At 37.8% G+C, this 18948-nt stretch carries 30 protein-coding genes and 2 pseudogenes; 10 read left to right on the top strand and 22 right to left on the bottom strand.

The window, feature by feature from the left end; genetic code table 11:
- Positions 1–242: 242 nt before the first annotated feature.
- Positions 243–479 (bottom strand): helix-turn-helix domain-containing protein, encoded by a 237-nt coding sequence (locus ACSVDH_RS05155; RefSeq protein ID WP_439248703.1) that lies wholly within the window; start codon positions 477–479, stop codon positions 243–245.
- 160 nt (positions 480–639) lie between these two features.
- Here ACSVDH_RS05155 and ACSVDH_RS05150 point away from each other — a divergent pair, with 160 nt between their 5' ends.
- Positions 640–852, top strand: coding sequence for a helix-turn-helix domain-containing protein (locus ACSVDH_RS05150; protein ID WP_439248702.1), 213 nt, complete (start codon positions 640–642; stop codon positions 850–852).
- Between the two features lie 58 nt (positions 853–910).
- Positions 911–1105 (top strand): CopG family ribbon-helix-helix protein, encoded by a 195-nt coding sequence (locus ACSVDH_RS05145; RefSeq protein WP_439248701.1) that lies wholly within the window; start codon positions 911–913, stop codon positions 1103–1105.
- A 44-nt stretch (positions 1106–1149) separates the two neighbouring features.
- On the opposite strand, the gene ACSVDH_RS05140 is transcribed toward ACSVDH_RS05145, so the two are convergent.
- The 16 genes from ACSVDH_RS05140 to relB form a co-directional block, all read right to left on the bottom strand.
- Positions 1150–1479 (bottom strand): hypothetical protein, encoded by a 330-nt coding sequence (locus tag ACSVDH_RS05140; RefSeq protein ID WP_439248700.1) that lies wholly within the window; start codon positions 1477–1479, stop codon positions 1150–1152.
- Entirely contained in the window at positions 1476–1787 is a 312-nt protein-coding gene (locus tag ACSVDH_RS05135) for a hypothetical protein (RefSeq protein ID WP_439248699.1), read from the bottom strand. The genes ACSVDH_RS05140 and ACSVDH_RS05135 overlap by 4 nt, the downstream gene beginning before the upstream one ends.
- 42 nt (positions 1788–1829) lie before the next feature.
- Positions 1830–2063, bottom strand: a complete 234-nt coding sequence (locus tag ACSVDH_RS05130; RefSeq protein WP_439248698.1) for a hypothetical protein — start codon at positions 2061–2063, stop codon at positions 1830–1832.
- A 32-nt stretch (positions 2064–2095) separates the two neighbouring features.
- Positions 2096–2356: a hypothetical protein gene (locus tag ACSVDH_RS05125; protein WP_439248697.1), complete on the bottom strand. Its 261-nt coding sequence runs from the start codon at positions 2354–2356 to the stop codon at positions 2096–2098.
- 46 nt (positions 2357–2402) lie between these two features.
- Positions 2403–2930, bottom strand: a complete 528-nt coding sequence (locus ACSVDH_RS05120; RefSeq protein ID WP_439248696.1) for an Ltp family lipoprotein — start codon at positions 2928–2930, stop codon at positions 2403–2405.
- Positions 2908–3030, bottom strand: a complete 123-nt coding sequence (gene sinI / locus ACSVDH_RS05115; RefSeq protein WP_439248695.1) for a DNA-binding anti-repressor SinI — start codon at positions 3028–3030, stop codon at positions 2908–2910. Before sinI ends, ACSVDH_RS05120 begins: the two co-directional genes overlap by 23 nt.
- 102 nt (positions 3031–3132) lie before the next feature.
- Positions 3133–3762, bottom strand: coding sequence for a Rad52/Rad22 family DNA repair protein (locus tag ACSVDH_RS05110; RefSeq protein ID WP_439248694.1), 630 nt, complete (start codon positions 3760–3762; stop codon positions 3133–3135).
- A 93-nt stretch (positions 3763–3855) separates the two neighbouring features.
- Positions 3856–4086 carry a hypothetical protein gene (locus ACSVDH_RS05105; protein WP_439248693.1) on the bottom strand — a complete coding sequence of 77 codons (231 nt, stop codon included), beginning with the start codon at positions 4084–4086 and terminating at the stop codon, positions 3856–3858.
- The gene (locus ACSVDH_RS05100; RefSeq protein ID WP_439248692.1) at positions 4087–4470 is read right to left on the bottom strand and encodes a hypothetical protein; all 384 of its coding nucleotides are present in this window, start codon (positions 4468–4470) and stop codon (positions 4087–4089) included.
- Positions 4471–4644 carry a hypothetical protein gene (locus ACSVDH_RS05095; RefSeq protein WP_439248691.1) on the bottom strand — a complete coding sequence of 58 codons (174 nt, stop codon included), beginning with the start codon at positions 4642–4644 and terminating at the stop codon, positions 4471–4473. It lies immediately after the preceding gene.
- 30 nt (positions 4645–4674) lie between these two features.
- The gene (locus ACSVDH_RS05090; RefSeq protein ID WP_439248690.1) at positions 4675–4836 is read right to left on the bottom strand and encodes a hypothetical protein; all 162 of its coding nucleotides are present in this window, start codon (positions 4834–4836) and stop codon (positions 4675–4677) included.
- Between the two features lie 13 nt (positions 4837–4849).
- Positions 4850–5116 (bottom strand): hypothetical protein, encoded by a 267-nt coding sequence (locus tag ACSVDH_RS05085; RefSeq protein ID WP_439248689.1) that lies wholly within the window; start codon positions 5114–5116, stop codon positions 4850–4852.
- Positions 5113–5307 carry a hypothetical protein gene (locus ACSVDH_RS05080; protein WP_439248688.1) on the bottom strand — a complete coding sequence of 65 codons (195 nt, stop codon included), beginning with the start codon at positions 5305–5307 and terminating at the stop codon, positions 5113–5115. Before ACSVDH_RS05080 ends, ACSVDH_RS05085 begins: the two co-directional genes overlap by 4 nt.
- Before the next feature lie 11 nt (positions 5308–5318).
- Positions 5319–5567: a hypothetical protein gene (locus ACSVDH_RS05075; protein WP_439248687.1), complete on the bottom strand. Its 249-nt coding sequence runs from the start codon at positions 5565–5567 to the stop codon at positions 5319–5321.
- Positions 5568–6290 (bottom strand): antA/AntB antirepressor family protein, encoded by a 723-nt coding sequence (locus tag ACSVDH_RS05070; protein ID WP_439248686.1) that lies wholly within the window; start codon positions 6288–6290, stop codon positions 5568–5570.
- A gap of 196 nt (positions 6291–6486) precedes the next feature.
- A complete protein-coding gene (gene relB / locus ACSVDH_RS05065; RefSeq protein ID WP_439248685.1) occupies positions 6487–6681 on the bottom strand; it encodes a type II toxin-antitoxin system RelB family anti-toxin in 195 nt (64 codons plus the stop codon).
- A 150-nt stretch (positions 6682–6831) separates the two neighbouring features.
- On the opposite strand from relB, the gene ACSVDH_RS05060 reads away from it, so the two are divergent.
- From ACSVDH_RS05060 to ACSVDH_RS05050, 3 genes are all read left to right on the top strand, one after another.
- Positions 6832–7200 carry a helix-turn-helix domain-containing protein gene (locus ACSVDH_RS05060; RefSeq protein ID WP_439248684.1) on the top strand — a complete coding sequence of 123 codons (369 nt, stop codon included), beginning with the start codon at positions 6832–6834 and terminating at the stop codon, positions 7198–7200.
- Between the two features lie 111 nt (positions 7201–7311).
- Positions 7312–7539 carry a helix-turn-helix transcriptional regulator gene (locus ACSVDH_RS05055; protein ID WP_439248683.1) on the top strand — a complete coding sequence of 76 codons (228 nt, stop codon included), beginning with the start codon at positions 7312–7314 and terminating at the stop codon, positions 7537–7539.
- Positions 7540–7740: 201 nt separating this feature from the next.
- Entirely contained in the window at positions 7741–9177 is a 1437-nt protein-coding gene (locus ACSVDH_RS05050; protein ID WP_439248682.1) for a recombinase family protein, read from the top strand.
- Here the strand turns inward: ACSVDH_RS05050 and ACSVDH_RS05045 are convergent.
- The gene (locus ACSVDH_RS05045) at positions 9155–9394 is read right to left on the bottom strand and encodes a competence protein ComK (RefSeq protein ID WP_439248681.1); all 240 of its coding nucleotides are present in this window, start codon (positions 9392–9394) and stop codon (positions 9155–9157) included. The genes ACSVDH_RS05050 and ACSVDH_RS05045 overlap by 23 nt on opposite strands.
- Positions 9395–9799: 405 nt before the next feature.
- Between ACSVDH_RS05045 and ACSVDH_RS05040 the strand changes: the two genes are divergently transcribed.
- Positions 9800–10036 (top strand): IDEAL domain-containing protein, encoded by a 237-nt coding sequence (locus ACSVDH_RS05040; protein ID WP_299091885.1) that lies wholly within the window; start codon positions 9800–9802, stop codon positions 10034–10036.
- Positions 10037–10452: 416 nt separating this feature from the next.
- Positions 10453–11064 (top strand): general stress protein, encoded by a 612-nt coding sequence (locus tag ACSVDH_RS05035; RefSeq protein WP_439248680.1) that lies wholly within the window; start codon positions 10453–10455, stop codon positions 11062–11064.
- A 225-nt stretch (positions 11065–11289) separates the two neighbouring features.
- Here the strand turns inward: ACSVDH_RS05035 and aceA are convergent, their stop codons facing one another.
- From aceA to ACSVDH_RS05020, 3 genes are all read right to left on the bottom strand, one after another.
- On the bottom strand, positions 11290–12570 hold the full coding sequence (gene aceA / locus ACSVDH_RS05030; RefSeq protein WP_439248679.1) for an isocitrate lyase: 1281 nt from the start codon (positions 12568–12570) through the stop codon (positions 11290–11292).
- Positions 12571–12655: 85 nt separating this feature from the next.
- Positions 12656–14245 carry a malate synthase A gene (gene aceB, locus ACSVDH_RS05025; protein ID WP_439248678.1) on the bottom strand — a complete coding sequence of 530 codons (1590 nt, stop codon included), beginning with the start codon at positions 14243–14245 and terminating at the stop codon, positions 12656–12658.
- A 210-nt stretch (positions 14246–14455) separates the two neighbouring features.
- Entirely contained in the window at positions 14456–15724 is a 1269-nt protein-coding gene (locus ACSVDH_RS05020; RefSeq protein WP_439248677.1) for a M48 family metallopeptidase, read from the bottom strand.
- Positions 15725–15888: 164 nt separating this feature from the next.
- Between ACSVDH_RS05020 and ACSVDH_RS05015 the strand changes: the two genes are divergently transcribed.
- The 3 genes and pseudogenes from ACSVDH_RS05015 to ACSVDH_RS05005 all read left to right on the top strand — a co-directional run.
- Positions 15889–16638, top strand: coding sequence for an SIS domain-containing protein (locus tag ACSVDH_RS05015; RefSeq protein WP_439248676.1), 750 nt, complete (start codon positions 15889–15891; stop codon positions 16636–16638).
- Positions 16632–16721: pseudogene (locus ACSVDH_RS05010) on the top strand (IS6 family transposase); the annotation flags it as partial. The gene ACSVDH_RS05015 and the pseudogene ACSVDH_RS05010, both read left to right, overlap by 7 nt.
- A gap of 516 nt (positions 16722–17237) precedes the next feature.
- Positions 17238–17381 (top strand): annotated as a pseudogene (locus ACSVDH_RS05005) (IS6 family transposase); the annotation flags it as partial.
- Between the two features lie 320 nt (positions 17382–17701).
- Here the strand turns inward: ACSVDH_RS05005 and ACSVDH_RS05000 are convergent.
- Positions 17702–18946: an alpha-L-fucosidase gene (locus tag ACSVDH_RS05000; protein ID WP_439248675.1), complete on the bottom strand. Its 1245-nt coding sequence runs from the start codon at positions 18944–18946 to the stop codon at positions 17702–17704.
- Positions 18947–18948: the final 2 nt, after the last annotated feature.

Here is an 18948-nt window from a genome sequence, read left to right as displayed (position 1 = left end):
TTCCTATAAACTTTGATGTACCCCTCCACTTTTCCACCTTCTTAAAAAAAGTTGCATATTTTTCCTAGAACTGTGCTATACTATTAGTATCTAATTTTTATAAACGGATTTTTCAGCCTGGTGCGGTCAACACTAGGCTTATTTTTTTATCTTCTTAATCGCTCGATCAATAACTTCTTTTACATACTCATTATCCGTGTTTTCTCTAACTGCGATTAATTCATTAAGTATCTCTTCATTAGTCATTTGCTCACCCCTTTCTTAATCTCAATGAGATCATTAATTTCACAACCTAACTCAGTGCAAAGCGTGTAGATCGTTGAAAGGTCAAGTCTAGTTGATTGTCCTTTTTTAAAGGATGTAAGAGCATATCTACTAATCTTCGTCTTTTCACTAAGCTCATTAATTGATTTGATGCGCTTTTCCCACATCACATCTTCAAGTTTGAAGTGAAAAAGGTCTTGTACTCCTTCTGGCATTTTTTCACCCCTTTCTATAATTCTATTGTAACACTAGCGATACAATTTTACAATGCTATTATTACTATTTTTAATTTATATATTGCTTAAATTGTAACACCCTGTTATCATAATTGTGTAATAAGCGTGCATACTATAAAGTAAAGGCGGTGAAATCCACATGGGTAATATTAAATCTAATCTGCATATCTTGATGGGCGAAAAGAAGATCCGTAGTATTAATCAGTTGTCTAAAGAAACTGGGATCAGCCGCCCTACTTTAACCAGAATATATAACGATGAAAGTGATCGTATTGAGTTCACAACTATCTATAAGTTGTGCCAATTCTTTGGCTGTGAGGTTGGTGACTTGTTCACTATCGTTAAAGATTGATCAGTGTATTACAGTATTAGTCTATTAGACAAAACTAATTTTAAAGGAGGGCATACCAATGCCAGGACATTACAAAGCACCGACTTATAAACCAACTACTTCAATTACTCTTGATGAAACTTTATTCACTCGTATCGATAAGTTTAGACATAGAAACGAATTTGACAGTCGTAGTGAAGCAATTGACACATTGATTAAATTAGGATTTAAGTACCTTCAAGAGAAGAAAGCTGCTAAACAAGCTGTTGTGTAGGACTATTCCATTCGCGGACGGTCCTATTTTTTTGTGCTTGTCCCTCATAAAACTTCGAAACCTTTTCTTCTCATTTTCATTTTCCAATTGGTGTAGTAGTCGTAGCTTAATTTTAATTTGTTGTATATTTCCTTGTTTTTAAACCCTTGACTTCTTAACTCATTATTGATTCTCAAACGTTCTTGATCATTCATATATAACCTTGGCAATCTTTTGCCTATTACATTGTGGCGTATCTTCCAATCTCGAAAAGCTTGAAGGGAAACGAAAAGGATATTTTCATAGATGTAACGATCTGATTTTCCCTCATCCTTTAATCTGAAATATTCTTCAACAGTGAAACCGGAATCTTCAATTAAGAAACTTTGGCTCATGTGGATACTCCTTTCATCTTCCTTTTATTTGGTGGTAATTTAGGAGTGGAGATAGCTTTCGATATACTCCACCCCAACACCCTAACCCTGTCCAAAACTAATTTTCGATTAAGCCCAATTTCAGCAGCGCTTTTGAAATGTTCCTCAGTGATGCCAAGATAGTTTTTGCATGGTTTTCTGTTCTTCAATCCGTTTTTCTTTTTGTATACCTTTAAGGTGGTAGTACTCATGAACATTAGTTCTGATATTTCTTCGTCTGTAAGGTTTTTTGCTTTGTGTGATAAGTATTCTTCTTTGAAATTTTCCATGGTTTCTCCTTCCTGCGGAATATGTGCGAATACCGAACCAGTTTAAACGGAATTTAAACCGAAATACTGTTCAATTCTCTTTTCAGATGCAGGACTCATAAAATCCACAACTTCACTTTTTTCATTCAATGGAAATATTTCATAAAAACATTCTAATAACCAAGATGGCGGTAATTCCCAACTTTCATGTTCTTTTGGATTCCAAGTCACAACCATGTTGTCAAAAAGATATTGAACAAACACATCGTAATTAGGTATTTTAATTATTTTTCTCAACTCCTTATGTCGCTTTTTACGTCAATTCTTCATCAATTCAAATCCAACAACGCCGGCAAAAACACGATCATACCGATTAAAAACGCACCTACTGCATATGGCAGCCATTCAAACTTAGTGGGGATATGCACGATATCATCTGTAAGCTTTATATGAGTGCCATTATCCATCATTTGTTCGATGGTAACCCTAATATACTCTTCCGATGTTTGAAGGCGTGTAGCAAGCTCTGAGAGGGTTAAAACCTCTTTCTCTTTTACAAGGTCTAATATGGTGTGCTTTAAAATTAACATTTCATTTCCTCCTTATATGCAGAGGGGAAAGATCCCCTCCGTTTATTTAAAATCCTACTTGAGTAACGGCATATGCCGCATCTTCTTGGCTGTGACCTTCATATACCAATTGTTCAATCAACCCTTGTTTTGAAAATGATGTGTAATCAAGATAACTTTTCGCAGTAAGAACCGCTTGTTCTCTCCAATCAACTTCAATGTTATCGACAGCGAAAGTCGCATCTTCTGTTGAGAATCCTTCATACTCTAATTGTTCAATTAGACCTTTCTTTGAAAATGAAGTGTAGTCAAGGTAACTTTTCGCTTGTTCAATAGCGTTTTGTTGTGAAAGTGTTAGTTGTGGTTCTTCTTTCACTTCTTCCTTTGGTTCTTCTACAGGTTCCTCAACAACTTCCGGTTCTTCTACTACTGGTTCTTCAACAGTCTCCTCTACAGGCGCTTCTACTTCCTCTACAGGCTCATTTACTGGCTCAGTAATAGTTTCTTCTTCCTCTGTGCTAAAAATGGCACTACAAGCCCCTACAATCATGAAAAACGCTAAGACTGCTAAACTACCTTTTAGAAATTTCTTCATTTTTCAATTCCCCCTGTTCTTTTATCCACTGTTCAAATTCTTCTTTCGTTAACCCTAATTCAATGGCTTCCTCTACAAGTGCGATCCATTCATCATCCATTGTTTTTCTCCAATGATTTCATCCAAGATACATAATCCTCTAACCACTTGACGTTCTTCTCCAATTCCTTCAACTGCGCTTCACGCTTTTCTGATGGAGTCATTATGCAGACTTCCTTTTCATTAATTGTTGGGTAAGAATGGCATCCATTTCGTTATGGCCTTTACCTTGATCGATCATCCTTTGATACCACTCTTCAAAGCCATCTAATGAGCCTTTTCCGGTTTGATATTTACTCTTAATGATTTCCATACTGATAGTAGGTAAAGCCCACACAGGAAGCTGTGGAGTGTCCCAGTAACCCTTTACATTTGCTTTCTTATCATTGATGTAATTCTCACCTTTTTCTTTTACATCAACCCAAACTTCTTCAAGGTTATATAAGTATCGACCAATGCCCCATTGGACCGCAGCTCTCTTCATTGATCCAGAGAAACCGCCCTTGACTGCTTCTATGTTCGTTTCTTCTGCTCCATCCCATTTTGTGATCCATTCATCACCGATCTTTACGGAGATACCGCATAATACACCGTTACTTCTCCATTCCTTATACTCGTTCTTCCATCCATCAATACCGAAAACTTCATCTAAACGGTTCATGATCGCTCGATTGGTTACATAAGGAAGAACTACAGCTTTATTACCCCTGGTTGTATTCATGGCGCGTTGCACACGAAATTCAATGTCTTGTGGATGGAAAGGCTCTTTTAATCGTTCTAATGAGTTAGTCATGATATCCCTCCTGTTCTAATTCGTAAGGTGAAGCTAAACGCAATTCTCCATCTTCGTCCTTTACAAATGGCTTACCGGAGATCCAAATGAAATTCATCGTTTTTCCTCCTCGTTTTGTGGTACAATCTCATTAGATTCTTTAGGAAGCAGTTCTCTTGCGTGATTTATGATGGTGTCATACTCGCTAACGAGCTGCTCCTTTTTCTCTAAAACAGTTTTTAAGTATTTGATTTGTTCTTCGTATTTCTCGATACGCTGATACGCTTCATTGATTTCACGTTGCTCGTAATTTCGAGACTTGACGATTTCTTTGAAAGCATCCATTTAAGACACCTCTTCCTCATCACTTGTGATTCCAGGTATATCAATTCCTAAGATTTCCGAAATTCTTTCAATAGCATACATTTGACCTTTTATATGTCTCGTCATATGTTCACTTTTATATTGTTTTAATTTTCCTTCTGCTAATTTGTAAAAATCTAAAATCTGTTCTTCTGGTGTTAACTCCACTTCATAACCGATGTAAACAGCCTTGATAAGTGTTTCTAAATCCATTCCGTTTAATGGTTTATATTCATGTAACCATTCACGATTATTCGCATTTCCAAGTATGATATTTTCAAGCTCTGCACCCATCGATACACTAATATTTGTTTTAGCAATTTCAATTGCTTGAGCTTGCTCTTTCGTCAATTTAACTTTCTCCACTTAATAAACCTCCTTATACTCAGCTATACCGCGTGTAAACAACATTTCAGCGAAATTCTCAGGATCTTGCTTGATTGCTTCGATTAATTCTTCTTTTGATCTGTAATGGAACCCGTTTTCCTCAATGTATTTATCGCCCGTTTGTAATTGTTTGCCTTCGAATACGAAATTCATGTGATTACCTCCTGATGTTGTTTGTTCTTACTACTCATTAATTGTTAATTCGTTTTTATTACAATTCCAACAATCAAAACCGACTTCATAACTATAAGTAGCCCATATGTCAATTTTATTTTCTTGTCTTTTTGATCCATCCTCTACTTTTCGTTCGTTCCCACAAATATTGCATTTAATAGTGAAACTCATTCCAACCCTCCTTTTACGACACTTCACGTTGATTCTCTACACGAAACTTCTCTAACTCAGCCATCTTCTCTCGATGAGTTTTAGGCTTCACAAACTGATTATCAACACCGTTCATATCACTGACACCGATAAAGCGCTCAATTACTTCCTCGATCATTTCAAGCCCATCAAGGGTAAGATCGTGACCTATGGCTTCCTCGACTTCCTCACAATCAGGTATATAAGCTTCGTTATCGTAGCAAGCTCCTACATAGTCCCAAATGAGATCGAATGGCTTCATGATACTTTCTCCAATTTTTGAAGCTTCTCAGCTGTAACCAACAGATCATTTAATGTTTCTAATTCATCTTCCAACCCGATGACAACACCTTGGAACAACATCTTTTCTGAATCGTATTCATAAGGTTTATTCTTCCAATAAGTGATTCTTCTTTCACAACTTTTGATTCGAGCTTTGATTGCTTGGATCATGTTAATCCTCCTCATTTAATTACTCTTAACGTATCTAAACGATTGTTACGATCTTCTATATCTTCGAGAGCATTGCAAATTTCTTGAATTGCAACATCAATCAATGTTTGAAGATGTTCTTCTCTACTCTCCAGAACCGTTCTAGATCCATTTTCATCGGTGATAGTCACTTCGTAAAATGGTTTCCTGTCCATATAAGAACTTGTAAGTATGTCAATAGCCTCGTTTAATTGATTGATTATCTTTTCATCGAACTTCATTTAATTCGCAACCTCTGCGCGTTTAAATTCTTGGAGTAATACATCTGTCAATTTGATTTGTCCTTTACCAGTGATCATTGTTGTTCCACTCTGAATGTCACCTTCTGTTCTTTTAACAATCGTTGGTTTTAATTCAAACAAACCTTGTTCAACATACTGCTGTTTAGGGAAGTTCTTCTCTCTTCCACTTTTGATTAGATATCCTTTATCCCTTAACCACTCTAATAATTTATTTCGGCCTATTTTAATGCCATGTTCATCGTAGATAAGCTTAGCGAATGCTCCAACATTGATTGATCCATCACTTATCGCAACTACCTTACCGAAGTTGGTATACTGCATATCACTCTTAATCTGATTTTCAAGTTCGAGGATTTTTCGTTGTTGGAAATCCATTGCTCTTTTAATAACCATGTCGGGACTGTTCCACATTTTTTCAAGTTGTAAAAAATATTGTCTTGCTTCTTTACCTTTATCTGACCGTTGGATCATTGCTATTTCTTTTGCCATATCTAATTTGATGTGGTGATCTTGTTTTGGTCTGCCGCCAGTACTTTCTAACATTTTTGTTATAAAGTCCTGACCTTCTATAAATCCGTATTCTGACATGCGTTCAAACCAAATTGTGTAAGGTGTAGTTACTTCTAAAAACTCATACAACTCTCTACCACTCATGATGATTTCACCTTGTTCGTTTTGTGATGTAGTAATTAGTTCGTTCATTTCTCCATCTCCTTTGAAGGATTTTTTAAATTTTTATCGTATTATTACTACGCTGCTGATTTTTTTGCTTTTCTTCGTTCTTCTTTGAGGATTCTTGGAACGCTTGTTTTCATAAAGAACTTAAGTAATTTTTGCTTTGCATGTTTTGGCATTTTTTAACACCCCTTTATCGTCATGTGCGTTTAACGAACATAGATTATAAAAATAAATCATTCATGGACATATTAAGAAGAGAAGATAATTTGCTTGCTACTCTAAGTGATGGGTTATGTTTACCATTTTCTATATTAGCAAGATAAGCTCGAGAAATTCCCGCTTTCTCTGCTAACTCTTCTTGAGTCCATTTTCGTTCTTTTCGAACTTTTACGAGCTTTTCTCTTGGTGCGTTCATTAGTTCACCTCTTTTCTTGTTCGTTTAACGAACCTTATAGTCATAGTATAAGTGCGTTAAATGAACATGTCAACACTTTTTGTTCAAAAAACGCACTGTTTTTTTAACGAACATTTTTTGTTAAAATAAACTACGAAAGGAGGAGTTGAAATGAGCTTCTCTAAACGATTTAAAGAATTAAGGGAAAAGAAAGGATTGTCTCAAGAAGCTATAGCTGAAAAGCTTAAAATACCTCGTTCGTCTGTAACTCATTATGAAAACAGTGACGATAGGGTACCAAGACAAAAACGACTAAATGAGATTGCTGACTTCTTTGGCGTTAGTGTTGATTATCTTATTGGTCGTTCAGACACAGAAGAATTAACGATTAAAGAAGAGCATTTTTTGCAGGACATCGATAAGTTAAGCATTGAAGAATTAAAAGAAAAACATGTTCTTACTATCGATGGTAAACCAGCAACTAAAGAAGAGATTGAAGCAACCATTGCTTTCATACGATCTTTACGGAGTCTAAAGTAGGTTTGCTTTTTTCATCTTCCTTCTTAATTAATTTACTAATTAGTTCAATCAAATCAACAGATCCATTCATCAAGCAGCAACTCCTTAAGTTGATGTAGAAAGGGTGTCTATTTGGCTTACAGGGTCGGAAGATGCCTACTACGAGATCGACTTGACGAGGTTGGTATGACACAAATTGATTTAGCCGCAAAATTGGACGTAAAAGTACAACAAATTAATAAGTATGTACTAAATAAACAAAAGATGTCTCTCCGAGTTGCAAAGAACATCGCGGTTATTCTAAATTGTCATATCGAAGATCTCTACGAGTGGATTGAAGAAGTAGGCGGTAACGAGTAGATTTATCTGCTCGCACCCTTCATTCAGCCGAATAGCTTAATTAAGAAAATTATACCATATTTCTGTGAAAAATGTTACAAATGTTACTGGTAATTTATTACAATTGTAACATTACGGTAATATTTCTTATTTCTATAGTATCATAATACGAACGTTTGTTCCATATCTATAGTAATGTTTTTATAAAGAAGGGGAATAAAAATGAAAACAGCTATTTATATACGTGTTTCCACTGAAGAACAAGTAAAAGAAGGATATTCGATATCAGCACAAAAACAAAAATTAAAAGCTTTTTGTATTGCTCAGGACTGGGATGTAGTTGGTATTTATGCCGATGAGGGTATTTCAGCTAAAGATACAAACAGACCTCAATTACAACAAATGATTAAAGATATTGAATCTGGAGAAATAGATTGTGTATTAGTGTATCGTCTGGATCGTCTAACGCGTTCTGTTTTAGACTTATATAAATTACTTGAAATTTTCGATCAAAACGATTGTAAATTCAAATCAGCAACAGAGGTTTATGATACTACAACAGCAATGGGTAGAATGTTTATCACAATTGTTGCTGCGCTTGCACAGTGGGAACGCGAAAACATGGGCGAAAGAATCAGTTTTGGATTTGCTGAAAAAGTAAGGCAAGGTAAATACGCTTTGAATTTCAGACCAATCGGCTATAATTTGGATAAAGAAACAAGTAAGCTTTCGATTAAAGAAGATGAAGCCAAGATAGTACGCATGATATTCGATCTATATTTACAAGGTTACAGCGCCAACCGATTGTGTAGGTATTTGAATCATAGAAATATCAGAACCAAGGAAGGTAACACCTGGGGCGATAAACCACTAATGCAAATCCTTAAAAATCCGCTATACAGAGGTGCCATTCGTTGGAATGGAGAGGTATACGAAGATACTCACGAACCAATTGTTTCAAAAGAACAATTTGATGAAGTTCAAAGAACAATCGAAAGCAGAAGAACAAAAGCACCAAGAAGAGTATCGAGTAGGTATATTTTCTCAAGTAAAATAAAATGTATAAAATGCGGATATCCTATGCAAGGATACTACGTAAAAGCCAAATTAGCATCTGGTGAAACAAAATTATACGAACAATACAGATGTTTAAAGAAAAAAACCGGAGAATGCCATGGCGCGCGATCTATTTCAGAAAGGAAATTAGAGGATGCTTTCGTTTACTATCTGGGAAGTTTTGATTTTCTAGAAGATATAGAGGAAATTGCGGCTACCTCAGAAGAAGTGGTGCAACCATCAGAAAAAGTAAATATTGATGAACTTATGAAGGAATTGGAAAAAATCGAAAAAAGAAAAAAGAAATGGCAATATGCATGGAGCGAAGATATGATGTCTGATGAAGATTTTCGCAAAAGAATGAACGAAGCTGATAAAGAAGAAAAGGCCATTAAAGAACAACTCGAAGAATTAGAAAACCTAGAACCCGAAGCTGAATACAGTATTGAACAAATCAAGGAAGTATTAATTGATATTAGAAAAAACTGGAATAAATTAGATAACGATGAAAAGAAAGCCCTTGTTGATTCAGTTGTAGATCGAGTTCACTTTGAGTATGATGAAAAGAACAGATTATATGTTACAGGTGTAGACTTTTATTAGGTCTACACCTTTTTAGTAGTTGTATAACCTTTGTGCCCGAATAACTGCTTCCAAAATATCTGCAGCTTTGATCAATGATTTCCATCGGACGTTTATGTACGACCACCTCCTCTTCATATTCAATGACTTCTGAGTACATTCTGTTTGAATCAGGAATGATCGCCATTGTAAATCGGTTAATAATGTAATCCTCTAAAACATTTTTCAATTCATTCACAACCTTTCTCCTCCTACTTTTTTATTAGGTAATTTTTCACAATTCCAATCTAGCATGTCTAAAAATAAATTTCTATAAATTTTACAAAATCTCAACAAAAAAATGACTTCCTTAACATTTTCTTAAAGAAGTCATTTCTCCAGTATCTTTTCATCCAATTCTTCATTTTCATTTTTATCGTTCAAGCTCTCAATCCCTACCAAAGGATTTAATGCAGTTGGCGAAAGCTCACGTTCTTTTTCTTTATCCATGTTTTCACACCCTTTTAGAATAGCTTATCCAACTAAATGTATTTCATACACGGTTAAAATATTCTGATTAAATTTTTTAAAAATTTTAACTATTTGGTTGATTTTCACTACCTAATTCCATACAATATAAAAAAGGCATCAGGGGGTATCTTTCATGAAAAATAAAAAGTCTTCCTACACTGAGATCATGAAGTCCCGCAATTCAATGAAAAACGTTCCATCCGAGCATCCTGTGTTAGACATGTATATTCAAATGGTTTTAGACGAAGCGTTGTTTAACAGGAAAAGATTTTTGCTAGAAGAACGTATAAATGATGCACTTGACACGAAGAACGAACCATTATTCATGAAGCTATCAAAAGAATACAAGGTATTACGTAAGTTAGGATAAGGGCTGCCATATGGCAGTCTTATTTTTTTGTTGTTTAGGAATTATAAAATTCATTGAACTGTGGATAAGCACTGCGACATCCAGCTCCGAAGTACAGGATGTGCAAGTGCAGTCAGTGCGACAGGACGTCGCGTTTTTGACTGCCAGCGCCTATCGCCTATCAAACTTCAGATCATCTCCCTACGATAAGTCAACATCGGTTCGGTTCTGTTCGCTTACCGTGCTTCCTTTATCTCAGTCGATGCTCCTCCAGTTTGTACGGCGATGACCAAGGCGCTTGCGCTTTTGTTCTCACTAAGCATCTATACAATGATTTAATCGTGAACCCTTTTTCTATTAAAATAACTGGTTTAATTTGCGGCCGTTTTTGGGTAGATGCATTATAGAACACAAAAAAACTAAAAGGAGGAATAAGCATGGACAAGCATAATCAACGTTTTGCTAGAATTTATGATACAGAAGAAGAAGCGATCTCAGCTGTGGAGGATCTAAAAAGACAAGGCTATAAAGCAGAAGAGATCTCTGTAATAAGCAAAAATCAGGATGATGTCGACACAATTACAGATGAAACAGGTACAACTGCGGGCGAAGGAGCAGCAACAGGTGCAGTAGCAGGAGGTACACTTGGCGGGTTAACTGGTTTGTTGGCAGGCGTAGGAGCCCTTGTCATTCCTGGTATTGGACCGATTTTAGCAGCGGGACCAATTGCTGCTACGTTAACGGGTGCGGCTGTAGGAGCAGGAGTCGGCGGATTATCTGGGGCACTCATTGGATTAGGCATTCCAGAAGAAGATGCAAAGCACTACGATACATCTGTTAAAGAAGGCAAAATCTTAGTCATTGTTGACCAAAAAGAAGACTCTGATAAAGGAAACGAACAATCCATTCCTCCAGAGGTAGATACAACCCCTGTTGAAGGAAGTGTTATTCGCGAAAATGATTACAATAACTACGAAGATCGTGATCCTACGATAAATGAAAAGGATAGGAACATAAATACCGGAGCAAATATTGGTAGAAAATGGTAGAGATATATTTTTGGGACAGTTCCTTTAATGTTTTGAGGAACTGTCCCCATTATTTTTTATCCCCTTTGTTCTAGTCACCCTCACGAAAAGCAGTGGGGTATTCCCCATTAAATTAGTGCTTTCCAATACATGCCTCTGTAAGCTGTTCAGCTTCAGTTGAGCCCATAATTTGGAAGAACAACACTCATCAGTGGTATTATTTGGAACTGTCCTACCACCTCAATTTCAAGCCTCCGTAAACTGCTCCGCTTCCGTTGACCCCTTCAACGCGGTTGTCGATGATGTTCCGCCAGAGATCGTTTGAGCCACTTCATCAAAGTACCCAGTTCCAACTTCACGCTGATGTCTTGTTGCTGTATATCCATATACTTCGCTGGCAAATTCACGCTGCTGCAGCTCTGAGTATGCTGCCATGCCATGATCACGGTATCCTCTGGCAAGCTCGAACATGCTATGGTTAAGGGCGTGGAAGCCTGCAAGTGTTACGAATTGGAATTTATAGCCCATTTTCGCAATTTCTTTTTGGAAGTTTGCGATTGTTTGATCATCAAGCTTTTTCTTCCAGTTAAATGATGGTGAGCAATTATAGGCTAATAATTTTCCAGGGAATTTTTCATGTATCGCTTCAGCAAATCTTTTTGCTTGTTCCAGATTAGGTTCAGAGGTTTCACACCAAATTAAATCAGCATATGGTGCATAGGCAAGTCCTCTGCTAATCGCTTGGTCAATGCCGGCACGAGTTCGATAAAAACCTTCAACCGTCCGTTCACCTGTAATAAATTCTTGATCAATCGGATCAATGTCACTTGTAATTAAATCTGCGGCATCCGCATCTGTTCGGGCAATAATGATGGTCGGTGTGCCCATAACGTCTGCTGCCAATCGTGCAGAGATTAGATTTTTTACAGCTGTTTGTGTTGGCAGCAATACCTTCCCGCCTAAGTGTCCGCATTTTTTCTCAGAGGATAATTGGTCTTCAAAATGAACACCCGCTGCACCTGCTTCAATCATTGATTTCATTAATTCGAATACATTTAACTGACCGCCAAAACCAGCTTCTGCATCGGCAACAATCGGAGCAAACCAATCGATATTTCCCTCTCCTTCAAGATGCTGAATTTGATCGGCACGCTGAAGCGCTTGATTGATGCGCTTTACAACATGCGGCACACTGTTTGCCGGGTATAAGCTTTGATCTGGATACATGTTACCGGAAAGGTTTGCATCTGCTGCAACCTGCCACCCGCTTAAGTAGATGGCCTTTAATCCCGCTTTCACCTGCTGTACAGCTTGATTTCCAGTTAACGCTCCTAATGCATGGATATAATCCTCAGTTTGCAGATAGTTCCAAAGCTTTTCTGCTCCGCGTCTAGCAAGAGTATGTTCAATCTCAATAGAGCCCCTTAAGCGAATTACCTCTTCTGCACTGTATGGGCGGGTAATCCCTTCCCAACGCTTATCGAATTCCCAGCTTTCTTGTAATGCTTTTATTCTTTGACCGTTCATTTCCCATTCCCCCATTATTTATTTTAGTTTGTTTATATGGATAGTCGGATATTCTAACTGACTTCTCCTTATCCGTCGATAAATTTTAAAGTTTTTCATAACTTGGTATCGTTAAAAAATCAATAAATTCATCACGCTTCACAAGCTCATCAAACACGGCAATTGCTTCGTTAAATTTCCCCTTTTGAAACCCTGCTTCACCGAGTTCTTCTTGAATCTTCCTAATCTCTTCATCTCTTAATTGCTCATAAAGTTCAAAAGTCAGCTTCCTGCCATCATCAAGGATTCCCCGTGGATGTCTAATCCATTGCCACAGTTGAGCCCGTGAAATTTCTGCGGTTGCGGCATCCTCCATTAAATGATGAATAGGTGCAGCCCCCCTTCCGCTTAGCCATGAGGCAAGATAACGGATGCCAACATCGATATTTGTCCTTACTCCAGCTTCTGTAATCGCACCATCTGGTACCTCAAGTAAATCCTTAGCTGTTACCATAACATCTTCCCGTTTGCGATGAATCTGGTTTGGTGTTTTCATATGCTTATCAAAAACTTCCATTGCCACCTGTACAAGTGCTGGATGTGCCACCCAAGTCCCGTCATGCCCATCAGTTGCTTCACGTTCTTTATCAGCGCGAACCTTTTCAAATGCCTGTTCATTTGCCTCCTGATTATGTTTAATCGGTATTTGTGCAGCCATTCCTCCCATTGCATGAGCGTTACGCTTGTGACATGTTTGAATCGCAAGCAGCGAGTAGGATCTCATAAACCCGACAGTCATTGTTACCTGTGCACGATCTGGCAGGATAACAGGTTCACAGTTTTTAAGTTTCTTTAAATAGCTGAAAATATAATCCCAGCGTCCGCAGTTTAACCCTGCTGAATGTTCTTTTAATTCATAAAGAATTTCATCCATTTCAAAAGCAGCCATAATCGTTTCAATTAAAACCGTCGCTTTAATCGTGCCTCGTGGAATACTTAATTCGTCCTGAGCGAAGCAAAACACATCATTCCAAAGCCTTGCCTCAAGGTGGCTTTCCATTTTAGGTAAATAAAAGTAAGGTCCGCTGCCTCGGTTTATCAGCTCCTTGGCATTATGAAAAAAGAATAATCCAAAATCAACTAAGCTTGCAGAAACTCTTTTTCCATCGAGCTCAATATGCTTTTCCTCAAGATGCCAGCCTCGTGGCCTTACCTTTAATGTAGCGATCTCTTCGTTTAGCTGATAGATTTTACCGTTTTCATTTTCAAAGGAAATCGATCTGCGAACTGCATCTCTTAAATTAACCTGCCCGCTCATAACATTTTCCCAGCTTGGAGATGTTGCATCCTCAAAATCAGCCATGAACACTTTTGCCCCAGAGTTTAACGCATTGATGACCATTTTCCGATCAACCGGTCCGGTAATTTCAACCCGACGATCTTGAAGGTCTTCCGGAATCGGTGCTACTGTCCAATCTCCATTGCGAATATGCTCTGTTTCGGGCAAAAAACACGGTAATTTCCCCTGATCAATTTCCCGCTGCCGTTCGATTCTACGCTGTAATAATTCCTTTCTTCGGGTGCCAAAATTCCTTTCAAGCTTTTCAATAAATTGCAACGCTTCTTGTGTTAACACCTGGTGAAATTCATTTGTCATTTCTCCAATAATTTTACAACCAGTCATTTGTGTTGCCATGATTGAAAGAACACCTCACTCATTATTGTTATAATACAGTTTGTTATTACTAAAACTAATATATAACAGATGAGCAAAAAATGGAACAATTTTCTTTAAAGAATTTTCGAAAAATTTTTTGCCGAGCTCTAATTGCTTAGTTATCGCCAGTTACCATCAATATTTTGACAAACAAAAAAGACCTGGCTTTTGATCACCAGATCCTTGTTCTTAATTGCCTGATTGCTTTTCTCCGTGCTCTTCTAAATAAAGAATCCTCTCAAGCATCGTAGGGTGGGTATAGCGGAAAATCTTGACTAAAGCCGGCGGATTCACCTGGCTTAAACCGGCCTTTGCTAATTCCTGAAACGAGCTTACAGCTGCTTTATGGTTCTGTGTCATCTCAATGGCATACATATCCGCAGATTTTTCCTGGTATCTGGAAACGGTGTTAACTATTGGGCTTGAAGCAAAAGTAAGAACACCTAAAAGAATTAAAAATAACGGAAACGCTGTCAGTTCTTTTATTGATTTTATGTGGAGAAGATTCCCACATTTCTTTACGATCGCCTTCATCATCAAATGGATCAAAAATAATCCGAATAAGCTTAAAATCAAATAACCTGCAATTCCAATATAAATATGGTTCATCACATAATGTCCCATTTCATGTGCCATGATAAATAAAATTTCGTTTTCACTCAACCGATTTAAGGTTGTATCCCATAAAACAATTCTGGAGTTCGAGCCAATTCCATTTACATAAGCATTAAGGGCATTTGTTTTTTCCGACATATTCACTTCATAAACATGTTCAGCCGGAATATCCGCTTTAGCAGCTAATTGCAAAATTTCCTCTTCAAGCTCCTTGTTCTTCAACGGGTAAAAATCATTGTATAAAGGATCTATCACGACCGGCTGTACAAACATTAGAAACAGGGAAAACGGTATCGAAAGCAGCCATGCGTACAACCACCATTTTTTCTCAAATCGTTTAATCAGTCCGTACAGAACAATAACAACCACAGTCATTAATGCATAATTCACCCAAAAATCAATGAGCTGATCCTTCATCCATGAGGAAAACAATTGTGTGGTTATATTGTATGTTTTCGAAATCTGATACCCAATCCACTCAACCGGGAAAGAAATGATTGTTACAAAAAGTGAGAGCCAAAAAAAATAGACAGCTGATTGCAGGCTAAAATATCGCGAAGTCGCATTAGACCATTCCTGCATTTTCTTAGAAAAGCCAGTGATAAGAAATACAAATAATAAAAACCATTCAAAAGGCATTGTAACAAAATAAAGGAAATTTCTTATCGTTGAATATTCCTCTGATAAAATCAGTTCTCTTCCTGACATAAAAGTGGCAGGGTCTGCTGATGTTCCCTCATACGGGGCAGGGACACCAGATTGTGAAAATATAAATAAATACCAATAAACAATTAAAGCATATAGAAAATATAACACGATCGATCGTGTTAACCATTTTCTCAACAGACATCCCCCCTAAAAACAAGCTCATATTCTAGTGTAGTTTTAGACTCCTTTTATTAGAACATAAAATGGGCAAGCACTTCCATCATTCTACTCTTTCTTTCTTTCCTTTGCCAGATAGGGTACAGTTAACTTACAAACTCTTTTTTATATGAGGTGTAGCCATGCTATCAACATACTTTACAAAAATTCAAGATAAACTCCAGCTCGTTTTAGATAAAGAGTCGGAATCAATGAAAATCGTTGCTGCAAAAATAGCAGAAAGCATCCAGCAAGGAGGAATTATCCAATTATTCGGCTGCGGACACTCGCATATTCTGACAGAAGAGGTCTTTTTTCGCGCTGGCGGACTAGCCCCTATTAAGCCAATTCTCATTGAACCACTCATGCTTCATGAAGGGGCGGTTAAATCTTCACAGCTGGAACGACTAAATGACTATGCCGCTCATTTTCTCGATCGCCAGGATATCCAGCCAAATGATGTAGTCATTGTCCTTTCAACTTCTGGTATCAATCCCGTTCCGATTGATGTAGCACTATACGCTAGAGAAAAAGGAGCATTTGTTGTTGGCATTTGTTCGTTTGATTATAGATTAGACCAAACATCAAGGCATAAAAGCGGAAAATTTCTCGCTGATGTTGTTGATCTTGCTCTTAATAATTTTTCCGTAAAGGGAGATGCGATTCTTTCTCATGATAGAGTTAAAGTTCCGTTCATCCCTACCTCAACAGTTATTGGAGCCGCAATGCTAAACGGGATATTAGCAGAGGCAATTAAAAAAATCGCTGATGCAGGTACGGAGCCGCCAATCTTTTTAAGCGGAAATATCGCAGGGGCTGATGAACATAATAAGAAGTTAATTCAGAAGTATAGTAAACGCATTGAGCTGCTAACGAAGGGAATGGATTTTTAAAAAAAGCCTTGGCTTTTTCACACTTATCCACTTCTCTTGTTATTCCTGTAGATAAAAATCCAGCTTATCCTGTAGCAATCGAAGTGTTTTAAAAAAAACAGTAGCTATCAACCACAAATTGTTACCTAGCTGGATAAGGTCTATTGGGTTGAATCAAGTAATTGGTTGCCTCAAATGATACTTCGATTTTAAAAGCCCTATCGAGAGAGCTTTAAACCGAGTCGAATTCACGCGAATGTCCTGCCAGTTAAACGGTTTTGTCTCCCTTAGTATAGTAACTGGGAAGTTTTCAGAGAACATTATCTCACCGGCTAATGAAAAAGTCGTGTTAAGCAGTAAAGAAACTATGATCTAATAAAAAGAATTAAAATCTATACTACAGCTCACACAATCTATCCAGTTGAAAACAATAAGAAAAGCGCAAGGCGACAAGCATAAGGCGAATAAGAATAGAAGGTGTTCTTTACCTTCAATTTCGATTTGACTAGACCCTAGGGACGATAGGGCCTGGAGCTAGACATACAAAATTTTATACTTTCTTAAACTTCGAAAAGAAGAGTGTTGACTCAGTCAACACTCCTTGCGACTGCCCGTCGCACAAAAAAATGCCAGAAGGCATCCAAATAAGGCAAGTGAAATTTCTAAATAACATCGTGGAACAGGATCATCGATTCTTTAAGAGAAGAGTTCTTCCTTTGTTAGGGTTCAAGTCTTTTGAAACATCTACATCCATGCTTTTGTGAGTAGAAGCGATGCATATGATTAAGAAAAGCGCAAGCGCCTTGATCAGCCCCGACAAGCATAAGACGCTCATGAATAGAAGGCGTTCTTTGCATTCAATTCATGAGTGGCTTATGACCTCGAGGGGCTAGGCGCTGGAGCTAGACACAAAAACTAGGTTAAAATTTTATACTTTCTTACCTTTCTAAAAAAAGAGCAGATTGATTTTCGGGATCAGTCTGTCCAAAATCAGAAAAGATTCATCCATCAATTGTTTGAGCATACAGCATAAGGTACGATCCTGCTAGGAATATATACTCTTTATTTCATCTTTGTACAAGAATCATTTAATTGTTTTTGTATAAAAACAAGCAAAACTACGAATCAATGGAGTAGCAGCAGCCTCTTGTACCTTTAACCTTAGTTGATCTGTAGCAACCGGTTCAAATTGATCAATTTTCTTATGACCTATCGCACTGCCCTTTACTAACGTTACCCAGTCGTCTCCTTGCTTAGCTTCGAGAACATATTTCCTTACCCGTTCTCCATAGGCAATCTCTTCCATTAAGATGACATGGTCTATCACTGATTCAACAGGGAGAGACAACACAATTTCATTTCCTTCACCTGACGTTGCAGCAATAGAATTTGCAAACCGTTTTTTTATTTCCTTTCCAAATTCTTGCACTCTTTGGACATCAACATCTGGAATAAGCCCCCGATTATCAGGTGCTACATTCAACAATAAATTCGTTCCATGGCCGACCGAACGATAATAAATATCCATTAATTCATCTAATGAAAGGAGGCTTTGTTCATCGTTTGGATGCCAAAACCAGTGTCTTTTTCGGATCGGTACATCGCATTCCGCTGGTACCCAGGCCGGTGTTTCAGGCATCCATGTCAACATGTCACTTGTGTACATGCTGACTTTTGCTGTTTCAGCCGTATTCCAGCACGGATAAGGGGCAACACCGTCTTCATTGCCGACCCAGCGAATCGTCGGTTCACCCATGTTAAAAATCATTGCATTCGGCTGGTGTTTTTTCACCAAGCCTATAATCCGTTTCCAATCATATTCCCGGCCTTCCGAGCCAGCCCCGTCAAACCACACTTCCACTAACGGACCATAATTGGTTAAAAGTTCAGTTAATTGTTGACAATAAAAGTCATCATACGCTACTTTATCCGAATAGCATGGCTCGTGGCGGTCCCATGGAGATAGGTACAAACCAAACAACATTCCTTGTTCTTGGCAAGCTTCCTCGACCTCTCGAAGGACGTCCCCCTTGCCGTCTTTCCATGGGCTTGATTTTAAGGAATAATCAGTTGTTGCGGTTGGCCATAGACAAAAACCGTCATGATGTTTAGCCGTTAAAATAAAGTATTTAAATCCAGCTTCCTTTGCCAGCTTCACCCACTGTCTTGCATTTAAAGAGGATGGGTTGAATGTTTCTGGTAATTCAGTACCCTTGCCCCATTCCTGGTCGTGAAAGGTGTTCATCCCAAAGTGGCAGAACATGCCCATTTCAAGGTCTTGCCATCTCATTTGCCGCTCAGTTGGTTTGGCTAAATTGGTTGTTTTCATCT

Origin of the sequence: Metabacillus sp. Hm71 (assembly GCF_051842955.2) — a bacterium.
Lineage (GTDB): Bacteria > Bacillota > Bacilli > Bacillales > Bacillaceae > Metabacillus.
The sequence above is the reverse complement of the archived record's forward strand: the minus strand, read 5'-3'. Positions and strand labels throughout refer to the sequence as shown.

Coding starts and splice junctions, on each gene's coding strand:
- ACSVDH_RS05155 (WP_439248703.1), bottom strand. CDS start 479: ATGCCAGAAGGAGTACAAGACCTTTTTCACTTCAAACTTGAAGATGTG.
- ACSVDH_RS05150 (WP_439248702.1), top strand. CDS start 640: ATGGGTAATATTAAATCTAATCTGCATATCTTGATGGGCGAAAAGAAG.
- ACSVDH_RS05145 (WP_439248701.1), top strand. CDS start 911: ATGCCAGGACATTACAAAGCACCGACTTATAAACCAACTACTTCAATT.
- ACSVDH_RS05140 (WP_439248700.1), bottom strand. CDS start 1,479: ATGAGCCAAAGTTTCTTAATTGAAGATTCCGGTTTCACTGTTGAAGAA.
- ACSVDH_RS05135 (WP_439248699.1), bottom strand. CDS start 1,787: ATGGAAAATTTCAAAGAAGAATACTTATCACACAAAGCAAAAAACCTT.
- ACSVDH_RS05125 (WP_439248697.1), bottom strand. CDS start 2,356: ATGTTAATTTTAAAGCACACCATATTAGACCTTGTAAAAGAGAAAGAG.
- ACSVDH_RS05120 (WP_439248696.1), bottom strand. CDS start 2,930: ATGAAGAAATTTCTAAAAGGTAGTTTAGCAGTCTTAGCGTTTTTCATG.
- sinI (WP_439248695.1), bottom strand. CDS start 3,030: ATGGATGATGAATGGATCGCACTTGTAGAGGAAGCCATTGAATTAGGG.
- ACSVDH_RS05110 (WP_439248694.1), bottom strand. CDS start 3,762: ATGACTAACTCATTAGAACGATTAAAAGAGCCTTTCCATCCACAAGAC.
- ACSVDH_RS05105 (WP_439248693.1), bottom strand. CDS start 4,086: ATGGATGCTTTCAAAGAAATCGTCAAGTCTCGAAATTACGAGCAACGT.
- ACSVDH_RS05095 (WP_439248691.1), bottom strand. CDS start 4,644: ATGAATTTCGTATTCGAAGGCAAACAATTACAAACGGGCGATAAATAC.
- ACSVDH_RS05090 (WP_439248690.1), bottom strand. CDS start 4,836: ATGAGTTTCACTATTAAATGCAATATTTGTGGGAACGAACGAAAAGTA.
- ACSVDH_RS05085 (WP_439248689.1), bottom strand. CDS start 5,116: ATGAAGCCATTCGATCTCATTTGGGACTATGTAGGAGCTTGCTACGAT.
- ACSVDH_RS05080 (WP_439248688.1), bottom strand. CDS start 5,307: ATGATCCAAGCAATCAAAGCTCGAATCAAAAGTTGTGAAAGAAGAATC.
- ACSVDH_RS05075 (WP_439248687.1), bottom strand. CDS start 5,567: ATGAAGTTCGATGAAAAGATAATCAATCAATTAAACGAGGCTATTGAC.
- ACSVDH_RS05070 (WP_439248686.1), bottom strand. CDS start 6,290: ATGAACGAACTAATTACTACATCACAAAACGAACAAGGTGAAATCATC.
- relB (WP_439248685.1), bottom strand. CDS start 6,681: ATGAACGCACCAAGAGAAAAGCTCGTAAAAGTTCGAAAAGAACGAAAA.
- ACSVDH_RS05060 (WP_439248684.1), top strand. CDS start 6,832: ATGAGCTTCTCTAAACGATTTAAAGAATTAAGGGAAAAGAAAGGATTG.
- ACSVDH_RS05050 (WP_439248682.1), top strand. CDS start 7,741: ATGAAAACAGCTATTTATATACGTGTTTCCACTGAAGAACAAGTAAAA.
- ACSVDH_RS05040 (WP_299091885.1), top strand. CDS start 9,800: ATGAAAAATAAAAAGTCTTCCTACACTGAGATCATGAAGTCCCGCAAT.
- ACSVDH_RS05035 (WP_439248680.1), top strand. CDS start 10,453: ATGGACAAGCATAATCAACGTTTTGCTAGAATTTATGATACAGAAGAA.
- aceA (WP_439248679.1), bottom strand. CDS start 12,570: ATGAACGGTCAAAGAATAAAAGCATTACAAGAAAGCTGGGAATTCGAT.
- aceB (WP_439248678.1), bottom strand. CDS start 14,245: ATGGCAACACAAATGACTGGTTGTAAAATTATTGGAGAAATGACAAAT.
- ACSVDH_RS05015 (WP_439248676.1), top strand. CDS start 15,889: ATGCTATCAACATACTTTACAAAAATTCAAGATAAACTCCAGCTCGTT.
- ACSVDH_RS05000 (WP_439248675.1), bottom strand. CDS start 18,946: ATGAAAACAACCAATTTAGCCAAACCAACTGAGCGGCAAATGAGATGG.